At 40.2% G+C, this 23329-nt stretch carries 20 protein-coding genes and 4 tRNA genes; 12 read left to right on the top strand and 12 right to left on the bottom strand.

Annotation, left to right across the window (positions count from 1 at the left end):
- Positions 1-40: 40 nt before the first annotated feature.
- Positions 41-214: a DUF1328 domain-containing protein gene (locus tag J3455_RS17410; protein ID WP_130050825.1), complete on the bottom strand. Its 174-nt coding sequence runs from the start codon at positions 212-214 to the stop codon at positions 41-43.
- 534 nt (positions 215-748) lie between these two features.
- Between J3455_RS17410 and J3455_RS17415 the strand changes: the two genes are divergently transcribed.
- The 4 genes from J3455_RS17415 (at position 749) to J3455_RS17430 (ending at position 4202) form a co-directional block, all read left to right on the top strand.
- On the top strand, positions 749-997 hold the full coding sequence (locus tag J3455_RS17415) for an OadG family protein (RefSeq protein WP_130050826.1): 249 nt from the start codon (positions 749-751) through the stop codon (positions 995-997).
- 15 nt (positions 998-1012) lie between these two features.
- Positions 1013-2785, top strand: a complete 1773-nt coding sequence (oadA, locus tag J3455_RS17420) for a sodium-extruding oxaloacetate decarboxylase subunit alpha (RefSeq protein WP_130050827.1) — start codon at positions 1013-1015, stop codon at positions 2783-2785.
- Between the two features lie 12 nt (positions 2786-2797).
- Positions 2798-3928 (top strand): sodium ion-translocating decarboxylase subunit beta, encoded by a 1131-nt coding sequence (locus tag J3455_RS17425; RefSeq protein WP_130050828.1) that lies wholly within the window; start codon positions 2798-2800, stop codon positions 3926-3928.
- 97 nt (positions 3929-4025) lie between these two features.
- Positions 4026-4202, top strand: a complete 177-nt coding sequence (locus J3455_RS17430) for a hypothetical protein (protein ID WP_165385086.1) — start codon at positions 4026-4028, stop codon at positions 4200-4202.
- Between the two features lie 150 nt (positions 4203-4352).
- Here J3455_RS17430 and J3455_RS17435 read toward each other — a convergent pair whose 3' ends face one another.
- Positions 4353-5669 (bottom strand): peptidoglycan DD-metalloendopeptidase family protein, encoded by a 1317-nt coding sequence (locus J3455_RS17435; RefSeq protein WP_130050829.1) that lies wholly within the window; start codon positions 5667-5669, stop codon positions 4353-4355.
- Between the two features lie 398 nt (positions 5670-6067).
- On the opposite strand from J3455_RS17435, the gene tyrS reads away from it, so the two are divergent.
- Positions 6068-7267 carry a tyrosine--tRNA ligase gene (gene tyrS / locus J3455_RS17440; protein ID WP_130050830.1) on the top strand — a complete coding sequence of 400 codons (1200 nt, stop codon included), beginning with the start codon at positions 6068-6070 and terminating at the stop codon, positions 7265-7267.
- Positions 7268-7328: 61 nt separating this feature from the next.
- Here the strand turns inward: tyrS and J3455_RS17445 are convergent, their stop codons facing one another.
- From J3455_RS17445 to folE2, 4 genes are all read right to left on the bottom strand, one after another.
- Complete coding sequence (locus J3455_RS17445; RefSeq protein WP_130050831.1) at positions 7329-8279, bottom strand: cobalamin biosynthesis protein CobD/CbiB; 951 nt, start codon at positions 8277-8279, stop codon at positions 7329-7331.
- 1 nt (position 8280) lies between these two features.
- On the bottom strand, positions 8281-8988 hold the full coding sequence (mtnN, locus tag J3455_RS17450) for a 5'-methylthioadenosine/S-adenosylhomocysteine nucleosidase (RefSeq protein WP_130050832.1): 708 nt from the start codon (positions 8986-8988) through the stop codon (positions 8281-8283).
- A 103-nt stretch (positions 8989-9091) separates the two neighbouring features.
- The gene (locus tag J3455_RS17455; RefSeq protein WP_349562112.1) at positions 9092-9685 is read right to left on the bottom strand and encodes a DUF2726 domain-containing protein; all 594 of its coding nucleotides are present in this window, start codon (positions 9683-9685) and stop codon (positions 9092-9094) included.
- A gap of 81 nt (positions 9686-9766) precedes the next feature.
- The gene (gene folE2, locus J3455_RS17460; protein WP_130050834.1) at positions 9767-10687 is read right to left on the bottom strand and encodes a GTP cyclohydrolase FolE2; all 921 of its coding nucleotides are present in this window, start codon (positions 10685-10687) and stop codon (positions 9767-9769) included.
- A gap of 174 nt (positions 10688-10861) precedes the next feature.
- On the opposite strand from folE2, the gene arcB reads away from it, so the two are divergent.
- Entirely contained in the window at positions 10862-13189 is a 2328-nt protein-coding gene (arcB, locus tag J3455_RS17465) for an aerobic respiration two-component sensor histidine kinase ArcB (protein WP_130050835.1), read from the top strand.
- Positions 13190-13195: 6 nt separating this feature from the next.
- On the opposite strand, the gene arcA is transcribed toward arcB, so the two are convergent.
- From arcA to trmB, 5 genes are all read right to left on the bottom strand, one after another.
- Positions 13196-13912: a two-component system response regulator ArcA gene (gene arcA, locus J3455_RS17470; RefSeq protein WP_054551295.1), complete on the bottom strand. Its 717-nt coding sequence runs from the start codon at positions 13910-13912 to the stop codon at positions 13196-13198.
- A gap of 105 nt (positions 13913-14017) precedes the next feature.
- Positions 14018-14539 carry a YfiR family protein gene (locus J3455_RS17475; protein ID WP_130050836.1) on the bottom strand — a complete coding sequence of 174 codons (522 nt, stop codon included), beginning with the start codon at positions 14537-14539 and terminating at the stop codon, positions 14018-14020.
- Positions 14539-16161 carry an ATP-binding protein gene (locus J3455_RS17480; RefSeq protein ID WP_130050837.1) on the bottom strand — a complete coding sequence of 541 codons (1623 nt, stop codon included), beginning with the start codon at positions 16159-16161 and terminating at the stop codon, positions 14539-14541. Before J3455_RS17480 ends, J3455_RS17475 begins: the two co-directional genes overlap by 1 nt.
- A gap of 118 nt (positions 16162-16279) precedes the next feature.
- A complete protein-coding gene (gene rsmC, locus J3455_RS17485; protein WP_349562113.1) occupies positions 16280-17308 on the bottom strand; it encodes a 16S rRNA (guanine(1207)-N(2))-methyltransferase RsmC in 1029 nt (342 codons plus the stop codon).
- A 17-nt stretch (positions 17309-17325) separates the two neighbouring features.
- Positions 17326-18051: a tRNA (guanosine(46)-N7)-methyltransferase TrmB gene (gene trmB, locus J3455_RS17490; protein WP_130050839.1), complete on the bottom strand. Its 726-nt coding sequence runs from the start codon at positions 18049-18051 to the stop codon at positions 17326-17328.
- A gap of 203 nt (positions 18052-18254) precedes the next feature.
- Between trmB and mutY the strand changes: the two genes are divergently transcribed.
- Positions 18255-19331, top strand: a complete 1077-nt coding sequence (gene mutY, locus J3455_RS17495) for an A/G-specific adenine glycosylase (RefSeq protein ID WP_175580500.1) — start codon at positions 18255-18257, stop codon at positions 19329-19331.
- Positions 19332-19346: 15 nt separating this feature from the next.
- The gene (locus J3455_RS17500; RefSeq protein ID WP_036970432.1) at positions 19347-19619 is read left to right on the top strand and encodes an oxidative damage protection protein; all 273 of its coding nucleotides are present in this window, start codon (positions 19347-19349) and stop codon (positions 19617-19619) included.
- 51 nt (positions 19620-19670) lie between these two features.
- On the opposite strand, the gene J3455_RS17505 is transcribed toward J3455_RS17500, so the two are convergent.
- Positions 19671-22433, bottom strand: coding sequence for a hybrid sensor histidine kinase/response regulator (locus J3455_RS17505; RefSeq protein WP_167659065.1), 2763 nt, complete (start codon positions 22431-22433; stop codon positions 19671-19673).
- 393 nt (positions 22434-22826) lie between these two features.
- On the opposite strand from J3455_RS17505, the gene J3455_RS17510 reads away from it, so the two are divergent.
- The 4 genes from J3455_RS17510 (at position 22827) to J3455_RS17525 (ending at position 23286) form a co-directional block, all read left to right on the top strand.
- Positions 22827-22902 (top strand) — tRNA-Phe (locus tag J3455_RS17510).
- A 70-nt stretch (positions 22903-22972) separates the two neighbouring features.
- Positions 22973-23048, top strand: a tRNA-Thr gene (locus tag J3455_RS17515).
- Positions 23049-23083: 35 nt separating this feature from the next.
- Positions 23084-23159: transfer RNA gene (locus tag J3455_RS17520), tRNA-Phe, on the top strand.
- A gap of 51 nt (positions 23160-23210) precedes the next feature.
- Positions 23211-23286, top strand: a tRNA-Thr gene (locus J3455_RS17525).
- Positions 23287-23329: the final 43 nt, after the last annotated feature.

Genomic DNA, 23329 nt, shown 5'->3' on the forward strand with positions numbered 1-23329 from the left:
CCTTGTAAATAAAATAAATTAAGTGGTTATTTGCTTATAACTACTTAGGGGCGTTACCTCTAAGAGCTCCAGATACCAGTGAAATAACTAGTAGTACTAAAAATATAAAAAAGATAATTTTAGCGATGCCTGCAGCGGCTCCTGCGATACCACCAAAACCTAACACTGCTGCGATTAACGCGATAACTAAAAAAGTAATGGTCCAGCGTAACATAATGGTCTCCTTGGCTATTTAAATTTTCTAAAGTTCGATGTAACTGAAGCGAGTTCTGTGCCAGATGTTTTACTTGTTTTATTTCAATGGTTTACCTTTATTTGTGATGCTGGTAGATGTTCATCACTTGGTAACATTTACGAGTAAGCATGTAAGTTATTCATAGTGATATTTTTTCATATTGAGTTGCATGAGGAAAACATCAGATTGCCACAGCATTGGTAAGACCAATTTAACTTTTTATTGGTTGGTAAAGTCTAACACCTTGTTGTGTGTGGTTTTTAGACGCTTGCTGGTTTTTAGTTAATAGCTGAACATATAACTTATGGCTATATCGACTATTTATATCATCTATATCGAGGCTTTGAATGATGGAAATGTAGGGTGTTAATTATATGTGCGGCATGTTATTTTAAAATTAATTGGTTTTACCAATTTACAATGGTGCTATACAAATGATTTTGGTTTGTTATTATTGGTGCATAATTATTTAACAAAAATAACTTTTTATTTTAAGTAAGCGAGGGGAGTCGTATGGATATAGGTGGATTACTCACCACTGCGGCCAGTTTGATGGTAACAGGCATGGTAGGCGTGTTTGTTTTTCTGACTATTCTGATTACAGCAGTCACTTTAATGTCAAAACTAGTGGGTCGATTTGATGATCCAGCAAGTGCAGAACCTACGCGAACAGCAAAAATTCAACCTCAACAGGGTGTGCCTCAGGCACATATTGCAGCAATAAGCGCTGCAATCGCTCAATTTCGAAATAAACAAAAATAACGGGGCAGCTCGAACATGGCTAAATTAAAATTAACCGAATTAGTATTGCGTGACGCACACCAGTCTCTTTTGGCAACGCGTATGCGCTTAGACGACATGCTACCCATAGCCGAAAAACTCGACAATGCGGGTTATTGGTCAATTGAATCATGGGGGGGGGCAACGTTTGACTCGTGTATCCGTTATTTAGGTGAAGATCCTTGGCAACGTATTCGCGAACTAAAGGCTGCAATGCCAAACACTAAGCAGCAAATGTTACTTCGTGGACAAAACCTTTTAGGCTACCGTCATTATGCTGATGATGTGGTCGAAAAGTTTGTCGAGCGAGCACACAAAAATGGTGTTGATGTATTTCGTATTTTCGATGCGATGAACGATGTACGAAACCTTGAAACTGCTATTAAAGCAGCTGTTAAAGTGGGAGCTCACGCTCAAGGTACAATTTCATACACAGTAAGTCCTGTACATACACTTGATATGTGGCTGAAACTTGCAAAACAGCTTGAAGAGCTTGGCTGTCATTCGATTTGTATTAAAGATATGGCAGGTTTATTAAAGCCATATGATTGTGAGCAGTTGATCAAAGGCCTAAAAGAAACCGTGTCTATTCCTATTGCGATGCAATGCCATGCTACTACTGGCTTAAGCACTGCAACTTATCAAAAAGCAATCGATGCAGGTATTGATATGCTTGATACGGCGATTTCGTCAATGAGTATGACTTATGGTCATAGCGCAACGGAGACAATAGTTTCAATTGTCGAAGGCACAGAGCGAGATACTGGCCTTGATTTAAACCAATTAGAAGAAATTGCAGCTTACTTCCGTGATGTACGTAAGAAATATGCTGCTTTTGAAGGTAGCTTAAAAGGCGTTGATGGTCGCATCTTATTAGCACAGGTACCTGGCGGCATGTTAACTAACATGGAAAACCAGCTTAAAGAACAAGGCGCGGCTGATAAGCTTGATCAAGTATTACTTGAGATCCCACGTGTTCGTGAAGACTTAGGTTTTATTCCTTTGGTTACGCCAACCTCGCAAATTGTAGGTACCCAAGCGGTACTTAACGTATTAACTGGCGAGCGTTACAAAACCATTACTAAAGAAACTGCGGGCGTGCTCAAAGGTGAATATGGTGCCACTCCTGCACCTATGAATAAAGAGCTGCAAGAACGAGTGCTAGAAGGCGCAGAGGCAATTACTTGTCGTCCTGCAGATAAATTAGAGCCTGAGCTTGAGAAACTTGAAGCTGAGTTATTAAGTGAAGCCAAAGAGCAAGGTTTAGAACTTGCTGATGACGTGATTGATGATGTACTTACTTATGCATTATTCCCACAAATAGGCCTTAAATTTATTAAAAACCGCAACAACCCAGATGCGTTTGAAGCAATTCCAACAGGTGAAGTTGCCAAGTCTGAAAGCAAACCTGCTTCTTCAAGCCCTGTAAAAGCGGAGCAATACAGCGTTAAAGTTGATGGTAAAGTTTACGATGTCGTCGTAGCACAAGGTGGTGAGCTTAAAGAAGTAACTTTAAAAGACAGTGAATTAATTCCTCAGTCTGCTTCAGCGTCAGCAGGCGAAACACTCAATGCGCCGTTGGCTGGTAATATTTTTAAAGTGAAAGTGAAACCAGGCCAAACAGTAAATGAAGGTGATGTGGTTATTATCATGGAAGCGATGAAAATGGAAACAGAAGTTCGCGCCGTACACTCAGGTACAATTGCAGAAGTATTAGTAGCTGAGGGTGACTCTGTTGCCACTGGCGATGCGCTAATCGCGCTAGCATAGGAGAGGCAGAGGATGGATGGTGTTTTAAACCTCTGGCATGCCACGGGTATTGCTAATTTTACCTTTGCGGCATTGATCATGATTGCGGTTGGTTGCTTGTTACTTTATTTAGCAATTGCACGTAACTTTGAGCCACTGTTGTTATTACCTATTGGCTTTGGGGCTATTTTAACGAATATCCCTGTGGCCGGGTTATCTGAGCCGGGTGGGTTACTTTATTATGTGTACCACATCGGGATTGATTCTGGGGTGTTCCCACTTTTGATCTTCATGGGGGTTGGTGCGCTTACAGACTTTAGTGCCTTGATAGCAAACCCTCGTATGTTGTTGTTAGGTGCGGCTGCACAGTTTGGTATTTTTGCTACTCTATTTGGTGCAATACTACTTAACTTTATTCCTGGCTTTGAATTTACACTACAAGATGCATCTGCGATTGCCATAATTGGTGGTGCAGATGGTCCAACAGCTATTTTCTTAGCATCTAAGTTAGCGCCTGATTTACTTGGTGCAATCGCAGTTGCGGCTTATTCATACATGGCATTGGTGCCAATTATTCAGCCGCCAATTATGCGTGCACTAACTACACAAGAAGAGCGTGAAATTCAAATGCCGCAACTTCGTACTGTATCGAAGAAAGAGAAAATTGTTTTCCCGTTAATGGTGTTGAGTTTAACCATCTTGTTTTTACCAGCTGCAACACCTCTGGTAGGTATGTTCTGCTTGGGTAACTTGATGCGTGAATCGGGCGTGGTTGATCGTTTAAGTAATAGTGCACAAAACGAAATCATCAACATTACCACCATTTTCTTAGGCTTAGCGGTGGGCTCAAAGCTTGCGGCAGATAAGTTCTTAACCGTAGAAACAATAGGTATTTTGGTGTTAGGTGCTTTGGCCTTTGCGATAGGTACAGCTTCAGGTGTGTTTATGGCAAAAGGGCTTAATAAGATCTCTAAATCGCCAATCAACCCATTAGTGGGCGCAGCAGGTGTATCAGCGGTACCAATGGCAGCACGTGTGGTTAATAAGGTTGGTCTTGAGAGCAACCCGCATAACTTCTTGTTAATGCATGCCATGGGGCCAAACGTAGCAGGGGTATTAGGAAGTGCCGTTGCAGCAGGTATTCTGTTAGCTATTGTTGGCTAAGTCGATTTACTTCCAACCGACTGGCGCAGTAATTTTACTGCGCTTTTTTTTGTCTATAGACTAGGTAGTTAAATGATTCTTGTGTAAGGAAGCCATCATGAATATTTTTATTATCTTACTCTGCCTTTTTGTTGCCTTGGTTATTCTAATACCGCTACTTGAAAAGTATCAGTCTAAAATGGGGCTTGATGGCGCAACTAAATATGCAAAGTATATTTGGCCACTAGTGATGATTTCGCTAATTATTCAGCTTATCTATGTATTATTAAGATAATAATTGTATCGGTAATGAGCGTGTTTAATTTAAGTTATGAATAGAGTCGGCAATAAGTTTAGTTTGATAACGCCATAACCGTTTTATCTTGAATTGTCTCAGAAACGAAAAAGCCGCTTCAATTGAAGCGGCTTTATTATGTTTACTTAGCTACTTATTTAACGCTAGTTGTAACTCTCTATTACGCTGTAATTGCGCTAAGAAGTTATCAGCAATTGGTTTAAACTTAGCTAGCTCATCGCGCGGTAAAGGCTCTGATTTAGGTAGTTTGACTGTTTTCGGATTACGATGCACGCCGTTTACTAAGAATTCATAGTGTAAGTGTGGGCCTGTTACGCGGCCTGTCGCACCAACGGTACCAATTTTTTGGCCTTGCTTCACTTTTTGGCCTGTTCTAACCATTTTCTTGTTTAAGTGTAAGTATTTAGTCACATACTGTGTGCCATGGCTAATAAATACGTAGTTACCATTGTACTTACTGTAACCAGCTTTAATTACTTTACCATTACCCGATGAAACCACTGGCGTACCTGTACGTGCAGCGTAATCAATACCATTATGTGGTTTTACCGTCTTAGTCACAGGGTGTAAGCGGCGAGGATTAAAGCTCGAGCTAATATACTTAAAGTTAACTGGCGCACGTAAGAAGGCTTTTTTCATGCTACGGCCTTCAGGCGTGTAGAAGTTACCATCTGTATGGCGAATAGCGGTATAACGCTCGCCTTGATTAATAAATTCTGCGGCAATAATTTTACCATCACCAATGTACTCACCATCAACATAGTGAGCTTCGTAAATAAGACCAAATTGGTCACCTTTACGAATGTCATTAGCGAAGTCGACATCCCAACCGAAGATGTCAGCAAAATTCATAATTTGACGCTCGCTTAAACCAGCGGCAATACCAGACGTCCAAAAACTATTAGAGATCTCACCGCCAGCTGATTTACTTAGCGTTTCGATTTCTTTGCTATCAATAGCAGTGTCGTAGTTACCTTCGTCATTTAATGTAACGTATAAGGTATCTGTTTTTGAAATCACATAACGAAGCTGCGCTAGAGAGCCATCTTCGGCCGTTGCAAAGCTTAAGATTTCGCCTGGGTGAATTTTTGTTAACTTACGAGTTTCAGCGTTGGTATTAACTAGTTTGTGTAATGTTTGCGCTGAGAAACCCGCACGCTTGAATATAAGTGCTAAATTATCGCCATTACGTACTTCATGGTCGATAAGCTCGTATTCTGGAAGTTTTGCTGCTGCTTGCTCCGAATTTAGCTCAGTTAGTTTTTCGTTATCATCAACTTTAACTTGTAATTCGTAGCGTTTGCCAATTTCAAGTGCGTTCGCACTGTTGTCCTTTGATGCGGTGGCTTTTTCAGAAGGCAATAATGCCAAGCCGACAATAGCAGAAACCAAACCGAGAATAAGCAGTTTGTGTTTTTTGGGAAGTTTGTGCACTACGTGAACCATATCGTGCCTTTTCTGCTGTCAAGAAATTTAAATACTAATATCGCAGGATATACCTAAAATAGAGCAAATACCAGTGTTTTGTAGATTTAAACTGGCGCTATTTTACGCTAGAATTGGCCTGCGCGTTAAACTTTTTTGGTTGAAATTGCAGCAGATGCCTATGGTTAAACTAAATCTAGATTAGTTAACTAAAGTACCTTCATAAAATTGCAATAACGCGGTATAAAGAACAATCATGCGCGCTGCCTTCAGGGCTGTTTCTTAAACTATTTAAGTTAGGCTTTTTTCTAGTGTCGCTTTTTGGTGCTAACTAGCTAAATTTTAAAGTTTTTAGCTCTATATTTATAACCCTGACAGGCCACCACGCCCCGGTAGCTGAATTTTTGGAGTAATACACAGTGGATTTACAAACCGCTCTAGCTGAGATAAAACGCGGTGCAGAAGAGATATTAATTGAAGACGAATTAGTTGAAAAGCTAAAGTCGGGTAAGAAACTTAAGATCAAAGCGGGTTTCGATCCAACTGCGCCTGATCTGCATTTAGGTCATACAGTTCTTATCAACAAAATGAAAACCTTCCAAGATCTAGGTCATGAAGTAATTTTCTTAATCGGTGATTTCACCGGTATGATTGGCGATCCAACGGGTAAAAACGTAACACGTAAACCGTTAACTCGTGAAGATGTTCTAGCTAACGCTGAAACATATAAAGAGCAAGTATTTAAGATACTTGACCCTGCTAAAACTACTGTTGCGTTCAACTCTACTTGGATGGAGAACCTCGGTGCTGCAGGTATGATTAAATTGGCTGCGCGTCAAACAGTAGCACGTATGCTAGAACGTGATGACTTTAAAAAGCGTTATGCCGGCGGTCAATCAATTGCTATCCACGAATTTTTATATCCACTGGTACAAGGTTGGGATTCTGTTGCATTAGAAGCTGATGTAGAGCTTGGCGGTACAGACCAACGCTTTAACCTATTAATGGGTCGTGAATTACAAAAAGATGAAGGTCAGAAGCCACAAACAGTATTAATGATGCCACTGCTTGAAGGTACTGATGGCGTTCAAAAAATGTCTAAGTCATTAGGTAACTACATTGGTATTACTGATGAGCCTAACGATATGTTTGGTAAAGTCATGTCTATTAGCGATGAGCTAATGTGGCGTTACTATGACTTATTAAGTGCCTTATCAATCGAAGAAATTGCTGCACTTAAACAGCGTGTTGCTGATGGTGCGAACCCACGCGACATCAAGATTGAGCTAGCGAAAGAAATGATTGCTCGCTTTCACAGTGAAGAAGCAGCTGAAGGCGCTCATCAAGATTTTATCAAGCGTTTCCAAAAGAATGCATTACCAGATGAGATCCCTGAAGTAACAGTAACGATTGCTGAAGACACTGTGTTCATCACTAATTTATTAAAAGAAGCTAACCTTGTAGCAAGTACATCAGAAGCAATGCGTATGATTAAGCAAGGCGCTGTAAAGATTAATGGTGAAGAAAAAGTAACGGATACTAAGCTTGAAGTTGCTAAAGGTACAACACAGATTTACCAAGTAGGTAAGCGTAAGTTTGCTAAAATCACCTTAGCTTAATTAAATAAGCTACAGAATAAAAAAACCAGCTGCGGCTGGTTTTTTTGTGCTTATATTTTGATTAGTTTGTGAATAGGCTAATTACTTCAATCCCGACTATAAGCAGTAACCAAAATGCTTTCGCTTGATTTAAACGATTGACTAATGCGGGAATATCATCAGCATTTGGTAGGCGATCGGTACCAACACGCATTTTATTAAAGCGCTCACCTTGGTATAGGGCAGGGCCACCTAACTGCACTTGCAAAGCAGCCGATGTAACACTCAACAGCCACCCTGTATTGGTTTGATAAAAGTGTCTGCCATAGTGTTTTATATAATGAATACATTGCTTGCTGGCATTGGTTGCTGCAATCGTTAATGCGACTAATCGAGTGGGTAGCCACTCCAATACAAACAGGAGCTTAGCAATGGGAGCCAAAAACGGGTTGTCGGGTTTGCGGTTTTTTCGCCATGCTTGATGAATTAATGTGAGTAAGCGATAAACCAAAGCAAGGATAGCGCCGCCAAGTATATAAAAGAAAATAACGGCAAAATAATGCCGTGCACTTTGTAGCACCAGTGACTCCATCGTTGCTTTGCAAATTCCAGGATCTGATAAACGTGATACATCACGGGCAACGAGGCTAGCTAGCAGCTCTCTAGCTGTCGCTTTTTGATTGAGCTTGAGTAATCTGGCAATACGTAAAGATTTCTTCTCTTGAGCGCGGCTACTGAGTAACAAATATAAAATTAAGCCATTTAATAACTCAGGATAAAAAGCAAACTCTAAAAACAGCACGATCAATGTCACTATCACTAAAATAGTGAGTGTAAAAGCCAAAGTTGAGGCTAAATACTGATAGCTTTTGGGGTTCGTTGGGTTGTATAAACGCTCGCCGAGTGCAGAGAAAATAACGGTTAAAAAGGTGTTTGGATGATACCAACTAACCAAAGGAAAGAAGCGCTCAGCTAAGAGCGCTACAAAAAATACAATAATGTCCAAATGGTTTTGAACAATATTTGTAATCACCTTATAAACTCACCGACGTCAGTTTTTCAAGTAGAGCAACCACCATTTTAGAAGAGTTGATAGATGCAGTTTCGATATACTCTTCAAATGATTGCGGCGATTCTTTACCAGCAATGTCAGACATTGAACGAATCACAACAAATGGTGTTTCTAATACGTGGCAAGCTTGAGCAATTGCCGCACCTTCCATTTCTACAGCAAGCATCGTTGGGAATTCAGCGCGTGTTTTTTCAATTCGTACTGGGTCACACATAAATGAATCACCGGTACAAATTAGGCCAATCATGGTTTTAACATCGCTGATTTGGTTTACGCTTTGCTCTGCCGCTTCAATCAGTTTAGGGTGAGCAGCAAAGCCTGCTGGCATTTGTGGTACTTGGCCAATTTCGTAACCAAATGCAGTAACGTCTACATCGTGATGGCGCACTTCTGAAGAGATAACCACATCGCCTACATTTAGTGACGGTTCAAAACCACCTGCAGAACCTGTGTTGATCACACAATCTGGGCTGAAGTTATCGATTAGTAGTGTTGTTGCTACTGCAGAAGCTACTTTACCAATGCCAGATTGAACTAAAGTAACAGTGTTACCCGCTAATTCACCGGTGTAAAATGTAAAACCAGCTTTAGTCATGATGCTTGGGTTTGCCATCGCTTCGCGTAAGATTTTTACTTCTGGCTCCATCGCGCCAATAATACCAACGTGCATAATATTTGATTCCTTAGATTGAATAGAATGATTATACCTAAAAACAGCTGAAACAAACAAAAAAGCAGACTTTAAAGTCTGCTTTTGCCAATATTATGACAGGCTAGATTTCAGCGAGCGCCGTTGAGTGTGCTTTTGCTTGTGATGGTGACAACACGGCTGGTTTAGTTACGCGGTTGCGTGCGGGCCTAACTGGTGCTGCTGCAGGTTTACCAAGCTTAAACATGATTGCATCACGTACTTCTCTTGGTTGATAACCTGATTTTACCTTCATACGAATATGTGGAATGCCTGCAGCTTCTAATGCGCCGCTAACAAACCAATCTCGTTGAGCTTTGTGGCCGTCGCGGTTGGTGTTATTTACCAAATCAACAGCGGCAACAATAGTTAGTTTATCTTTGTCGATAAGTACATAATCTAACTGTTTGTTTTTGGCTTTAGCAATCGCTGCGCGTTTAGCTTTTACCGATAAACCTTGTTTACAGTCGATTAAATCAATCAGTTTAACGCGGCTTACGATTTTATACTGATCGCCTACAGCACGTTCAAGAAGATGTAAAAAAGCACTCTCAACTTGCGTAAAAACAGTTTGCTTACGAGTGAAAGGATAGGGGTTTCCGCCTTCATCGGTAAACTTCGACGCAACAACAGAGGCTACTACGACTAAAACTAAAATTGATAATAAAGCGAATTCCATACGGTAACTCCACAACAACAAATTGACACTGAAAATTAAAAGCAATTAGCGTGCCTAAGTGTGTGGAGGTACTCGAAATTTTTAAGCTGTGTATCCGCCTGCAATCCCTTTAACTGCGATTGCTACTGCGTCATGGGCATGAAGTGATTCGTAGTGATTGATTTGCAACCAATAATCTGCGTAGTTATGCTGTTCAAGTAAGCCTTTAATTTTACGTGCAGCATCTTCGCAGAACATTAAGTTTTGACCATTTAAGCGGGCAAATTCTTGCTCATCTTCACGTTTAACTGCCGCTTGCACAGGTGTTTTTAGCTCAGCTTCTAACGCATCAATTAAGCCAACCACATCAAAACTGTCAACGTTACTATCGAGTTTTACTTTCACGTTTGCAATTGAACGCTGTGAGTGTGGTGTAGCAACAATTCCGTCAGTTGTGCCTAGCCATTCTAAAACAGTTTGCTTATCAACATTTTGCTCTGCAAACTTTTCGCTAAACGCATTTTGAATTAATTGACGAGCAAGGGCTGCTGAACATGGGCATGTTGACGAGTAAGTTACATCAACCATTAACTCAAAGCTTAAAACACCTTGGTTGATCTTCGCGATCAGGTGAATAGGGTAGTTTTTCCAACCCACTTTGCCACTTAATAAAGATTTACGACGTAAAGGCAGCTCAAATTTAAATTCGATTTGTGCTTGGTCACTTAAATCATCATGACTACTAATAAAGGCATCAAGTGCTTGGGCAAGTGTTTGTGGATTAACTTGCTGCTCGGTTGATAAAGTGTCTAACGCTAAAAATAAACGCGACATGTGAATGCCTTTCGCGTCTTCTTTATGCAAGTTTACAAAAGCTCGTGCCTTGGCAATTACATTTACAGGGGCAATATTGCGAGTTTCAAAAATGAAAGGAAGTTCAATTTCGCCCATGCCAACCCAGTCTAATTTACCTGTTTGTAGGGCGGGAGCCGTATCAGCAATATCTGGCATCGTGGTTTGCATGGTAATACTCATTCTTTGCAATTATTAAAGCGCGGTATTTTACATGAAAAAATATAAAAAAGCGGCGTTGATGAAAAAATTCTATGTTTATCGCACAATATGAATATTTCTAAAGGAATAGTGATAAAATCAGCTATGCTGTTTTTTTTCGATTATGTGCCTAAGCTTTAATATATGATTGATTCTTCTTTGAGTCCGTGGGCTCGCACACTCTCAAGCTTTATTTCTAAATACGGTGAGTTTAAAACTGCCGCCGCCTGTTATGCCTTATTATTGGTCATGTCGCTGATCTTATCGTGCATGTTTTATTATGTAGCAGTCGGTACGGTGACTTTAGTTGATGTTTTGGCGGTGATGTTCTTCACTGCGGTGGTATCGCCGATTTTAATTACTGTGCTGCTTAACTCAATTCGTCAGTTAGAAGCCTCTTACAGCTATCTAGATAGCGCAACCAAACAAGAAAAACTACTCAACCAAACGCTAAAAGACAATATCAGTCGCTTAAATGAAGAGATTGATGAGCGTAAAATGGCGTTTCATGCCAAACACAGAGCAATCGAAGAACTCAGGCGTGAAATTGCCGAGCGTAAGAAAACCCAACAAGAGCTTGCACAACAAGGTATGTTATTGCGCTCTATTGTCGACTCGTCTCCCGATTTGTTTTATTACCGCGACAACAACGGCGTATTTGCTGGCTGTAATAAAATGTTTGAACAAGTGATAGGGAAAAGCAGCGATGAGTTAATAGGTAAAAGTGTTGAAGAAATCTACCCAAGTGATTATTTACCTGAGGTACTGCGCACCGATAAAAAAGTATCACAAACTCACCAAGCTCTCACTCTTGATGTTGAATATCCAGTAGGGGGTGAAAAGCGTTGGTTTGAAATGCGTAAGTTACCCTTTATTAATGAAAAAGGTGAGTACATTGGTTTACTTGCTTTTGGACGTGATATCACCAGTCGTAAAGAAGCAGCACAAGCACTTGAAGCAGCCTATAAAGATAAAGGTAAGTTCATTGCGACTTTAAGTCATGAGTTAAGAACGCCGCTTAACGGTATTGTGGGTTTAACCCGCATGCTACTTGATACTGAACTAGATAAACAGCAACGTAGCTGGTGTAACACGGTATTTTCGAGTGCCGAAACCCTTGGCAATATTTTTAACGATATTATTGATTTAGATAAAATTGACCGTGAGCAGCTCGATATTGTTGCCGACTCAGTCAACGTGGCCGACTTTATTAATGATGTAGTGAACTTTGCCGGTCTGATTGCTGAACAAAAAGGGCTAGAGTTCAATATTAAGCGCAAAGGTACGCTGGATGTTTACGCATCGCTCGACCCAACTCGTTTACGCCAAGTCGTTTGGAACCTTATCAACAATGCGGTTAAGTTTACTCAACAAGGCCATGTTGAACTTGAATGTCGTCGTGAGAATCGTGCCGATGGTCCGTGGTTAGTTATGCGAGTCAGTGATACAGGGCAGGGTATTCCGCAAGAGCAACTACACCGTATTTTTGACATGTACTATAAAGCACCTGATATCAATGGTACTAATGCCATTGGCTCTGGTATCGGCCTTGCGGTAACGAAAGCACTCGTTAGCGCGATGAAAGGTGAAATTAATGTCAGCAGTACAGAAGGTGAGGGCAGTGTTTTTGTAGTCGAAATACCGCTTCAGTTATGTATTGCGCCTACAGAGCAAAGTTATGCAGTTCGTAGCTTAAACATTCTTTTAGTGGAAGATGTGCCGTTAAATGCTGAAATAGCTACTAACTTACTTGAGCAGCGAGGGCACGAAGTTATTTGGGCTGAAACTGGTGAAGATGCGCTGTCGTTTGTCTATACAGAAGATGACTTAGATCTAGTTCTGCTTGATATGCAATTACCTGATATCAATGGTGATGAAGTAGCTCGTCAAATTCGTGACGATGAACACTTTGATAAGCTGCCAATCGTCGCCTTGACTGCCAACGTACGTAGCGCCGAAGAAGAGCTTGCTGGCATCAATATTCAAGGAGCACTTGCCAAGCCTATCAACACCACTAAACTCGATAAAATGCTCGGCGAGCTATTTGATATCAAACAGCAAAAAAACTGTCAGCCTGAGCCAATCAAAGCCGTGACTGAAAAAGATTTATCAGGTATTCGCATTGAGTTACTCGACATAGAAACCATCGAAGACTTTGTAGGCTCTATGGGGCTGGTTATATTTAATCGTAGCTGTGAGTTATTTAATAAGTTAAACCCTCAGTACCAAACTGAGCTGGCAGATGCCTTAGCGGCAGATGATAGAGAAGAGTACAAATCGGTGGCACACAAATTAAAAGGTGCGGCTGGTTCTGTAGGCTTAAACGATGTGCAGTTACACGCTAAGAAGATGGAACACGGCGCGCTTGATGAAAGTAGTGAAGAGTTACAACTGTGGCTTGATGAACTAGCAGTTAAAATAAATGAAGGGCGTGAAGCCCTCCAATTATTCTTGCAACAGTTAGAAGATTAATTCTAATTAGCTGTCGATTTTACCAATGAAGCGGTAGCCTTCACCATGGATGGTGCTGATTAGCTCAGATGTGCTGTTATCGCTTTCAAAGTGTTTTCTGATACGACGAATCGTTACGTCTACAGTACGGTCATTAGCGCGAAGCTCACGACCAGTCATGTGCTTGATTAATTGCTCACGGCTGAAAATACGGCCCGGTGAGTCAAGCATTAAGCGTAGCGCGCGGTATTCACCTTTAGGTAAACGCTTCGCATCGCCACTTGGTGATGTTAAACAACGGCTGTTTTCATCAAGTTCCCAACCGTTAAATGTGATAACACCATTTGTTTCGATATTCGCTTCTTCGCCACCTAGTGCTGTGCGCGAAATAAGGTTACGAGCACGAATAGTTAATTCGCGAGGGTTGAAAGGTTTAGTGATGTAATCATCAGCACCAATTTCAAGACCTAAAATGCGATCAACGTCGTTGTCACGACCTGTTAAGAAAATTAAACCAACGTTACGTTTTTGACGTAATTCACGCGCTAAGATTAGCCCGTTTTTACCTGGTAGGTTGATGTCCATAACTACAAGGTTCACATCATCATTATTTGTAAGCTTGTCATGCATATCATCGCCATCAATGGCTTCAATAACTTTGTAACCTTCAGCTTCAAATAAACTAACGAGGTTTAGTCGAGTTACGTCTTCATCCTCTACGATCAGAATGACTGGCGTTTGCATTGTATATTAACCTTTTCGGAAATTTTATTTACAAAAATTCGGTATTATCAAGCAAAACCGAATACTAGAGATTATAGGATTAGATCCAATTGTTAACAAGTAAAATCAATTTGGATAAAACTTAGCCATAGCTAACAATCGAGATTGCACTTTAAAGTTATGCTGCAATACGTGCTGCTTATTGATATACAGTCGGATTTTATTTCCTTCTTGAACCAGAGAGGCTATACCGCCATTTTCTAAAAAGCTGATACTTTCACCTATCGTTAAAGTATCCAATGAAATTGTATCGGTCCAAAGTGGAAGTATATCATTTTCTAATGTTTCATCAATGTATGTGATATCACAAACTTGAGAAAGTTCAGAAATTTGCTGGGTTTTTTTCACTAATATAACTTTGATTGGCTTTTTGTTAATTTGCAGTTCATTTCTATCTTTAAGAAACGCACCAGGGCCTTTATCTAAGTCATAAAAACAGAATGAAATAGGTGGAGGATCCATTTGCTCATTAAACTTAGTGAACTTGGCAATTTGATACAAAAATGCCGATTTTACCTGGTCAGGTGATTTTGCAGATACCGGGCACACAACAAGCAAAGTTAATAAGATACAACTCACTAATCTCATTACGCTGCACCTTCTTGCAACGGCAGGGTAATTATAAAGTGTGTACCTTCTTGGACTAGTTCATCGTATACGATGCTACCACCGAGTGCTTGAGTCACTAAGTTATACACCAAGTGCATGCCTAAACCACTACCACCTTCACCACGTTTAGTCGTCACAAATGGGTCAAAAATACGTTTTCGAATCGATTTTTCAACACCATGGCCATTATCAAAGTAATGAATGCTCAAGCTACTTTCGTTGCGCTCAACGTTAAAGGTGATTTCGTTATTTTGATCGTCACTAAATGCATGTATCACCGAGTTACTTAACAGCTGTTGTAGCACTTGTTGTAACGGTCCAGATTTGGTTTCAATACTAACATCATTGTTGCAGTTAATCGTGATTTTTGGATTACGGTATTGAATTTCAGAGCGCATCGACATCACTACATCGCTCAATAAATTATTTAAGTTTATTTTAGTGGTGACTTCGACATCTTGATTAACGGCAACTTTCTTAAAGCTAGAAACTAGTTCAGCAGCGCGATTTAGGTTGCGATAGATGAGGTCTAAGTTTTCAATGCCGTCATTAATAAAGCGTTTTAAGTGTGCTGAAGTTAGAGTTTTTTGTTCAAATAGGGCATTAATTTCAGCGAGTTTATCACGGAGTAGAGTAGAGCCTGTAATACCCAAGCCAATAGGTGTATTTACCTCATGGGCAACGCCAGCAACCATTTGGCCTAGTGAAGCCATTTTTTCGTTTTCGACGATTTGGTTTTGGTATTGATGCATTCGCTCAAGGGTATTGAGTAGTTCTTGGTTAGCCTCACGTAATGCGATTGTGCGCTGGTTTACTTTTTCTTCAAGGCTTTGGTTTAGTTGTTTAATCTCTTGTTTGTCTTTTTCGTGGCGCTCAATTTGCTTTTTAGTGCGCGCGAGCATGATGTTTAAGCTGCCAGCAAGTTGATTTATTTCATCAATATTGGTTTTTTTCGCACGAGTTTCATAGTTATGATTTTTCGATACATCTTGCAGCAGGTTACTCAGCTCATCAATAGGGTTTGCAATGCGTTTTTGAATACGTCGAGCAACAAAGTACACCAGAACTAGAACAAATAAGGTGAGCAAAATATCGATGATAATCTTACGATTAATGTACTGGTTTAGCCTATCTAAGCCGCCGCGAACGTAAACGTAACCAATCGTGTCGCCTTCGTATACGATAGGTGTTATTAGCTCTATATCTTCATCTTTAAAACGCGGTTCTAATAAATTATCGATGCTACCGACTTTAATGGGTACAGGTGGTGTTCGGTTGGCATTAAAACTACTAAAAAACACTGGTTCGTTTGATAATTCATCGATTGAGTAGATGTGGATGTTTTTAATGAGCGGCACAGACTCAAATGATTTTAAGCGCTCAGATTCTGTTTCGTTATCATCAAACAACACGGTGATTTGTGCATTGTAGGCGATTATTTTCGATAGAATAGAGATTTTATCGACAATCAGTGCTTTTTGCTCTTTGACATCTAAGTAAGTCGAAATAGAAATAGACAAAGACAAACATAACGCAGTAACTAGCATTACCGCATTGGTCAACGCTTTACGAATACTTGTTTGTGTCGAAAATGTCGGCATGCGCTTTTGAAGGCCAGAATTTTTGTTATTAGTAAGAGTTTAGTCTAGCAAAGACAATTGAAAGTAACTAAATATTTTAAAAAATATTTTTACTACGAATAAGCTATTTACTCAACTTTTATTTAGCTGAGTAAACTGCAAATTTAGTATTCTTGAAATCGGTACTGTATTGGCCAAATTGCGCTTCTAAAATAGGTGGGTATTTTAAGAAGCTGTTTGCAACTATGGTCAACTGACCTTGTTTACTTAAGTGCTGCTTAGCTGAGCTAAGAAATGCTTCGGCAATGGTGTAGTCTGTAGCAATACCGGTATGGAAAGGCGGGTTACTGATGATTAAGTCAAACTTACCATTAATATTTGCCAAGCCATCACTCAATACCGTTTGGCCTTTAAGGTGATTTAACGCCAGTGTTTGCTCAGTGGCATAAGTTGCCAATGCACTTACATCGCTACAAACAAATTCAAGCTCAGGCTGCTTTAAACCTAAGTAAGTAGCAATAATGCCGGCGCCGCAAGCAAAGTCGAGTACTTTGCCCTTGCTAATACTTGGCGCATTATTTAAAAGTACCGCAGTACCAACATCAAGAGCACCATGGTTAAATACCCCTGGCACACTGATCGCAGTAAATTCGACTTCGCCCGCTTTTACCTGAAATTGCTTATGGTAACGGCTGATATTAAAGCTATCGTTTAGCGTAAGCTCAGAGAATAAATACAAAATACAGTGCTTAGCACTATCGATTTTGTTACTAAAATTACAGTGGTCTTTTAGCTGTTTCTCTGCTGATTTAACACCGCTTTTATTTTCACCTACCACAAAAAGTTGTACATCTTGATGACAAACAGCACGGATGTTATCAAGGCACATTTGTGCTTCTGGCTTAGCTTTAGGGTAATAGTAGATAACTAAATCGTAGTTACCATGTGGAATAGTGTGATCAACCACAGCATGTACGCCGGCAATTTTGCTGGCATACATGAAATTTGCGTGGTTATAGCTGAACGCGGTAATTACTGAGTTAGGATTGAGTGTTTTAAGTTCGTGTAAAAAGCCATCTTGCTCAAAGTTAACCACTAAAATCGATTTTCCAATAAGTTCGTCTTCATTTCGAAGCAATAATAAACTTGGATTGGTTAACTTACTCATGTTGCTTTTACCTTCTATTACTTAGTACGCTCAAACATTAGATCCCATACGCCGTGACCTAAGCGGTGACCACGTTGTTCAAACTTTGTCAGTGGGCGTGAGTCTGGGCGAGGAACATAATCGTTAGTTTCTGACTGGTTTTTGTAACCTTCAGCAACTTGCATTACTTCAAGCATATGTTCAGCATAGTTTTCCCAGTCAGTCGCCATATGGAAAACACCACCAATTTTTAACTTGCTACGTAATTTTTGCGCAAACTCAGGTTGTACAATACGACGCTTATGGTGACGTTTTTTATGCCATGGATCAGGGAAGAATAATTGCAGCTTAGATAAGCTTTCATCAGCAATACAATCAGCAAGCACTTCAACCGCATCGTGTTCGAATACACGTAAGTTTGTTATACCAGCTTCGTCCGCATCCATTAAACAGGCACCCACACCCGGGCGGTGAACTTCAATACCAATGAAGTTAAGCTCAGGTGCGTTTTTAGCCATTTCAACTAGCGATTTGCCCATGCCAAAGCCGATTTCTAGTACGACATCGTTATCGTTACCAAACACTTCAGCTAGGTTTAGCATGCCATTTTTGTGCTCAAGGCCCATCGTTGGCCAACACTTTTCGATGGCGGCGGCTTGGCCTTTTGTTAGGCGACCTTCGCGCTTAACGAAACTACGAATCGTGCGGATATATTTACCCTCTTGCTTTGCTTGCTCGAGGTTTGGGTTGCTTGAATCATTCATAAATTTGGCCTGATAAAAACACTGACTATAGAAAAAGGTTGCGTATTATCCCTGACCAGCGCCTTGAGTACAATAGTCAGGGCCTGTTTATCTTGCGAGATTAATTTTGACATTGAGGTAAAGCTGCTGCTGTTCGACTTGCTTGGCCTAACTAACTGCAATAGACTTGGCCGCAATGAGCTTCAGCAGGTAAAGACGTTATTTTGAATTTAAGCAATAAGGAGTCAACTTGGTTTGCAAACCAAGTGGTTGACTGGTATCACCTTCACGGCCGTAAAACGCTGCCATGGCAGTTAAATAAAACCCCTTATAAAGTATGGATTTCTGAGGTTATGCTACAGCAGACTCAGGTCGTTACTGTTATTCCTTACTTTGAAAAGTTTATGCAAAGCTTTCCTGACATCATTGCGCTTGCAAATGCGGATGAAGATCAGGTGCTACACCACTGGACAGGGCTTGGCTATTACGCCCGTGCGCGCAACTTGCATAAAACGGCAAAAATAGTCCGCGATAAATACCAAGGTAAATTTCCAACAACTCTTGAAGAGGTGATGGACTTGCCGGGTATTGGACGTTCAACTGCTGGGGCAATCTTGTCTTTATCGCTTGGCCAACATCATCCAATTCTAGACGGCAATGTTAAACGAGTACTAGCACGCTTTTTTATGGTTGAAGGCTGGTATGGAGTGAAAAAGGTCGAAAATCAACTTTGGTCATTATCATCGCAATTAACGCCTAAAGAGTCGGTCACTGAGTTTAATCAGGCAATGATGGATTTAGGAGCAAGCCTTTGTTCGCGGAGTAAATTCGACTGTGAGCCTTGCCCTTTAAATAGTAAATGCCTTGCTTTTAATGAAGGTAAAGTTAAAGAGTTTCCACATTCAAAGCCTAAAAAAGCAGTGCCTAAAAAGTCATGTCATCAGCTTATTCTAGCCTGTGACAATAAAGTACTCATGGAAAAACGCCCAAGTTCAGGGATATGGGGTGGTTTGTTTGGCTTTTTTGAGTTTAGCGAGTTAACTGAGCTAGAAACATTTTTAGCCCAGCATGGTTTATCTAACGATACGCAGGCACTTGAAGCATTTACCCATATATTTTCGCATTTTGAGCTGACTATTAATCCGCATGTTTTAACACTGCCGAACATTCCTGATCTTATCAATGAGCGTCAATTAGTTTGGTATCCGCTTGATGAGTCAGTTGAAGTTGGTCTTGCAGCGCCTACGAAAAAGCTGGTTAAACAATTAAGCGCAATAGATTACAATAGCATCACGCAATAAGAGTAGAGAGCAATTATGGCACGTACAGTATTTTGTCAAAAGTTACAAAAAGAAGCTGAAGGCTTAGGCTTCCAACTATACCCAGGTGAGCTTGGTGAAAAGATTTTCAACAATATCAGTAAAGAAGCTTGGGGCCAATGGCAACACAAGCAAACAATGCTGATCAACGAAAAGCATCTGAACATGATGGACCCAGAGCACCGTGCTTTTTTAGAAGAGCAAATGGTAGGTTTCTTATTTGAAGGTAAAGACGTAGAAATAGAAGGCTACCGTCCACCAGAAAAATAAGCCTATGATCTAAAAGCAAAAAGGGCCGTTATGGCCCTTTTTTGATAGGTGTTATTCAGTATCTTGCTCTGCTTTTTTTATTTGTTCTTTTAAATACTGCGCTACTTTGGAATATTCAATTTCATAGCTGTCACGCAGTTCAATTAAGTCATCACTAGAAAGTTCATCTTCTTTACAGCGTTGTTCAAATACAGCAGCTAGTTCTGCAACTTTCATTGCGCCAATCGTTTTTGAAATAGACTTGAGCTGATGACAGGCTGATATAATGGCCTCTAGATCCTGCTCAATGACACCACTGTTGACTTCCTTACTTAGCTGGTAGCTTTGCTCTAAGTACATTTTAAAGAAGCGTAGTTTTTTGTTCTCGTCAGTACCAACATAATCAGCCAATACATTCATATCGATTGGTGCTGCCGGTCTTTTCACTTCGAGCTTAGTAGCCTCAGGGTTCGTTTTGTAAGCGCATTTGTGTAATGTGGCTTCTAGTACATTTAATTCAACTGGCTTAGTGATGTAATCGTTCATACCTATACTCAAACAGCGCTCTTTTTCACCTTTAAGAGCATTAGCTGTGATGGCAATCACGTAAGGTTGTGCATTGATATCTTCAAGCTGTGACGCTTCATTACGAATTATTTCAACCATATCGTAACCAGACATTTTTGGCATATGTAAGTCGGTCAGAATAATTGAGTGTTTTCCTTCACGCCATGCTTCAAGGCCTTTTTCACCATTTTCAGCCAGCTCAACACCATAGCCTAGCAGGTGTAGTTGATCGGTTAACACTTGTTGATTTAGCACGTTATCTTCAACAAGTAATACTAGCTTATTTTCTTCGCGGGCTTTATCAACACTTAAGTAGTCGTTAAGTGATTTTTTTGAAGTTATTTGTTTTGGTTTATGTAAACCAGCTGCCACAAGTAGCGACATCATAAAGTTGGACTTGCATAGCGGTGCTGCGTTTAGGTAGAAAATATTTTTATGATTAACGGCGGCTTCGTCCAGTTTACTTAGAACTATAACTTGTTGTTTATTATCTTCTAGGGTGTAGAGTAAGCGGCGCAAGATATAGTTAATATCTTCCATGCTCTCGATACCATCGAGGATCCAAATAATATCTTTTTTATCCTGTTCTACTTCGATTATATCGCTGTTGTCAGCGATAACAGGAGTTGCTCCCATAAATGATAGATAACGAGTAAGTATCTTTTTACGACCATCATGGTTAGTTACAACCACTACGCGTTGGTTTTTCATTACCTGCTTATGAGCATATTCAACTTTACCTTGTGTACTAAAAGGTAATTCGACAACAAACTCACTGCCTATTCCTAGGTCACTAGATACAGAAATAGTTCCTAGCATTAGCTCAGTTAAGCTTTTGCAAATAGATAAACCTAAGCCCGTACCACCGTATTCACGGGTGATTGAGCCTTCAGCTTGAATGAATGGGTTAAAGATCTCGCGAAGCTGTGCTTGCGTCATACCCTTACCGTTGTCTAATACACTAAAACGCAGGGTGTAGTGGTCAGTGGTGTTTTGTGCCACCTCTACCGAAATCTTGACATGTCCTTTACGTTTGTCGTCTGTTGAGGTGAACTTAATCGCATTACTACATAAGTTATAAAGAACTTGGCGAACTCGCACTGTATCACCAATCAAGTTCGTAGGAATATCAGGGGCAATAGCAAGTTCTAATTCAAGATCACGCTTTTTAGCAACCGATGATAAAACACGAGCGACTTCTTCTATGGTGTCTGACACAGAAAAAGGAATGTTATCGATGTTTAATTTACCCGCTTCAATTTTCGAGAAATCGAGAATGTCATCTAATATTCCTAATAATGAAAATGCAGAATCACGAATAATTGTGCTTAGTCTGTGCTGTGCACCATCTAGCTCTGTTTGGCGCAGTAAATCAATAGTTCCGATAACCCCGTTCATAGGGGTGCGAATCTCATGGCTCATGGTCGCCAAGAAAGTAGTTTTAGTTTCGTTTGCCTGCTCGGCTTTTAGGGTTGCTTGCTCAAGAGCAAGGGTTCGCTTGTGTACTTCATTTTCAAGGCTGCTTTGTAGTTTTTGTAAATCAGCCTGAGAAGCTTTGTTTTCCGTTATAGCTGACTGAACTTTATTTAGAAGCAAGTTGATGTGTCTAGCTACAGAGTTTAATCCAAAATCCAATTCTTCAGTTACGTGGGTCTGATAATCTGCATTTTCGGTAATTGCTTTTAACTCTTGACTCAAAGCGTTACTGCTTTTACTAAAACGTTTATTGATAAAAATGCTCAGTGCGAAGGATAAAATAATTAATGCAAGAAGAGTCATGGCTGCAAGGGCGAGTGAAACCCCTGTTGATTGTGTAACAGGCTGCTCAGATGGATGTTGTTTTACTATAAGTTCACCGACAGGTTGGTCATTAAGTTCAAGTACAGTGTGAATGAGTGAGTTTTGTTCTAGTTGTTGGTTTACTTTACTTGGCGTTATGAGCTTTTTGTTATTAGCGTAAACCAGTGAAACGTCACCATTGAATTCGTATCTATACAAGTAATAATCAAAGTTAGCCTGAAGGAGGTGTGCTAAGTCTAAAACTTCTTTTACTTTGTCTTGACCTGGCATAGTTAATGCGCTGACAAGTGGAGAAGTGAGTTGAGCTGATAGTTGCTGAGCTGTTAATTGAGGTTTATCTATCTTTTGTGGTTTATTACTAGTTGGATAAAAGGAATAAGCAACAACCGCTAGCAAGGCGATGACAAGGTTCGTGATTATAAAAAGCGGTAAGAGGCCTTTAACAGGTGAATTCGATTTACTTGGCATGGCATTAGTCCAACAATTAAACAGCAACATTGAGCATATTCTTGATTATTAGATAATCCTATCATCTACGAAGAAAAATTCACCACGTTTTTAACATAGGTAACCCTTTTATGATGAGGGTCAACTCAAAGGCGCTAAGTTTGTAGATTAAATAAGCTAAAAGCTATTAAAAACAGCAATCTTGATTGAAAACTGTGCAAACAGTTAGAATCCTCAAAAAAAAGTTGACTTGAGAGGGCAAAACCCGTTTAATACGCCGCACGCCCAGACAGCGACAACCAGTTTTGTTGCTTAAAAGTGCGTTTAAAATTTAGTGCCAAAATAGCTCGGTATTAGAGCCGTTTGGAATTGCATTGAAAATCCTTGTGGATATTCTGCATAAAACTAAATATTGCCCAGATAGCTCAGTCGGTAGAGCAGAGGATTGAAAATCCTCGTGTCGGTGGTTCGATTCCGCCTCTGGGCACCATTATTAAATATATTGGTGTTTAATTTTTGATTAAAACATCAGTATAGTGCATAGCACACAAATTTAGTGTGCCGACTTAGCTCAGTTGGTAGAGCAACTGACTTGTAATCAGTAGGTCATCCGTTCAACTCGGATAGTCGGCACCATTTATTTTAATAGTTAGCATTTAGCTAATTGTTTTGCCCAGATAGCTCAGTCGGTAGAGCAGAGGATTGAAAATCCTCGTGTCGGTGGTTCGATTCCGCCTCTGGGCACCATTATTTATAATCACAATGTGATTAAGTGCACAACGCACACAGGTTTAGTGTGCCGACTTAGCTCAGTTGGTAGAGCAACTGACTTGTAATCAGTAGGTCATCCGTTCAACTCGGATAGTCGGCACCATTTATTTTAATAGTTAGCATTTAGCTAATTGTTTTGCCCAGAT

The sequence above is a fragment of the Pseudoalteromonas sp. NFXS39 genome, from assembly GCF_040148775.1.
Classification (GTDB): Bacteria; Pseudomonadota; Gammaproteobacteria; order Enterobacterales; family Alteromonadaceae; genus Pseudoalteromonas; species Pseudoalteromonas apostichopi.

Bases quoted from the DNA above. Each gene is read 5' to 3' on its own strand.
- J3455_RS17410 (WP_130050825.1), bottom strand. From the start codon at position 214: ATGTTACGCTGGACCATTACTTTTTTAGTTATCGCGTTAATCGCAGCA.
- J3455_RS17415 (WP_130050826.1), top strand. From the start codon at position 749: ATGGATATAGGTGGATTACTCACCACTGCGGCCAGTTTGATGGTAACA.
- oadA (WP_130050827.1), top strand. From the start codon at position 1,013: ATGGCTAAATTAAAATTAACCGAATTAGTATTGCGTGACGCACACCAG.
- J3455_RS17425 (WP_130050828.1), top strand. From the start codon at position 2,798: ATGGATGGTGTTTTAAACCTCTGGCATGCCACGGGTATTGCTAATTTT.
- J3455_RS17430 (WP_165385086.1), top strand. From the start codon at position 4,026: ATGAATATTTTTATTATCTTACTCTGCCTTTTTGTTGCCTTGGTTATT.
- J3455_RS17435 (WP_130050829.1), bottom strand. From the start codon at position 5,669: ATGGTTCACGTAGTGCACAAACTTCCCAAAAAACACAAACTGCTTATT.
- mtnN (WP_130050832.1), bottom strand. From the start codon at position 8,988: ATGCACGTTGGTATTATTGGCGCGATGGAGCCAGAAGTAAAAATCTTA.
- J3455_RS17455 (WP_349562112.1), bottom strand. From the start codon at position 9,685: ATGGAATTCGCTTTATTATCAATTTTAGTTTTAGTCGTAGTAGCCTCT.
- folE2 (WP_130050834.1), bottom strand. From the start codon at position 10,687: ATGCAAACCACGATGCCAGATATTGCTGATACGGCTCCCGCCCTACAA.
- arcB (WP_130050835.1), top strand. From the start codon at position 10,862: ATGATTGATTCTTCTTTGAGTCCGTGGGCTCGCACACTCTCAAGCTTT.
- arcA (WP_054551295.1), bottom strand. From the start codon at position 13,912: ATGCAAACGCCAGTCATTCTGATCGTAGAGGATGAAGACGTAACTCGA.
- J3455_RS17475 (WP_130050836.1), bottom strand. From the start codon at position 14,539: ATGAGATTAGTGAGTTGTATCTTATTAACTTTGCTTGTTGTGTGCCCG.
- J3455_RS17480 (WP_130050837.1), bottom strand. From the start codon at position 16,161: ATGCCGACATTTTCGACACAAACAAGTATTCGTAAAGCGTTGACCAAT.
- rsmC (WP_349562113.1), bottom strand. From the start codon at position 17,308: ATGAGTAAGTTAACCAATCCAAGTTTATTATTGCTTCGAAATGAAGAC.
- trmB (WP_130050839.1), bottom strand. From the start codon at position 18,051: ATGAATGATTCAAGCAACCCAAACCTCGAGCAAGCAAAGCAAGAGGGT.
- J3455_RS17500 (WP_036970432.1), top strand. From the start codon at position 19,347: ATGGCACGTACAGTATTTTGTCAAAAGTTACAAAAAGAAGCTGAAGGC.
- J3455_RS17505 (WP_167659065.1), bottom strand. From the start codon at position 22,433: ATGCCAAGTAAATCGAATTCACCTGTTAAAGGCCTCTTACCGCTTTTT.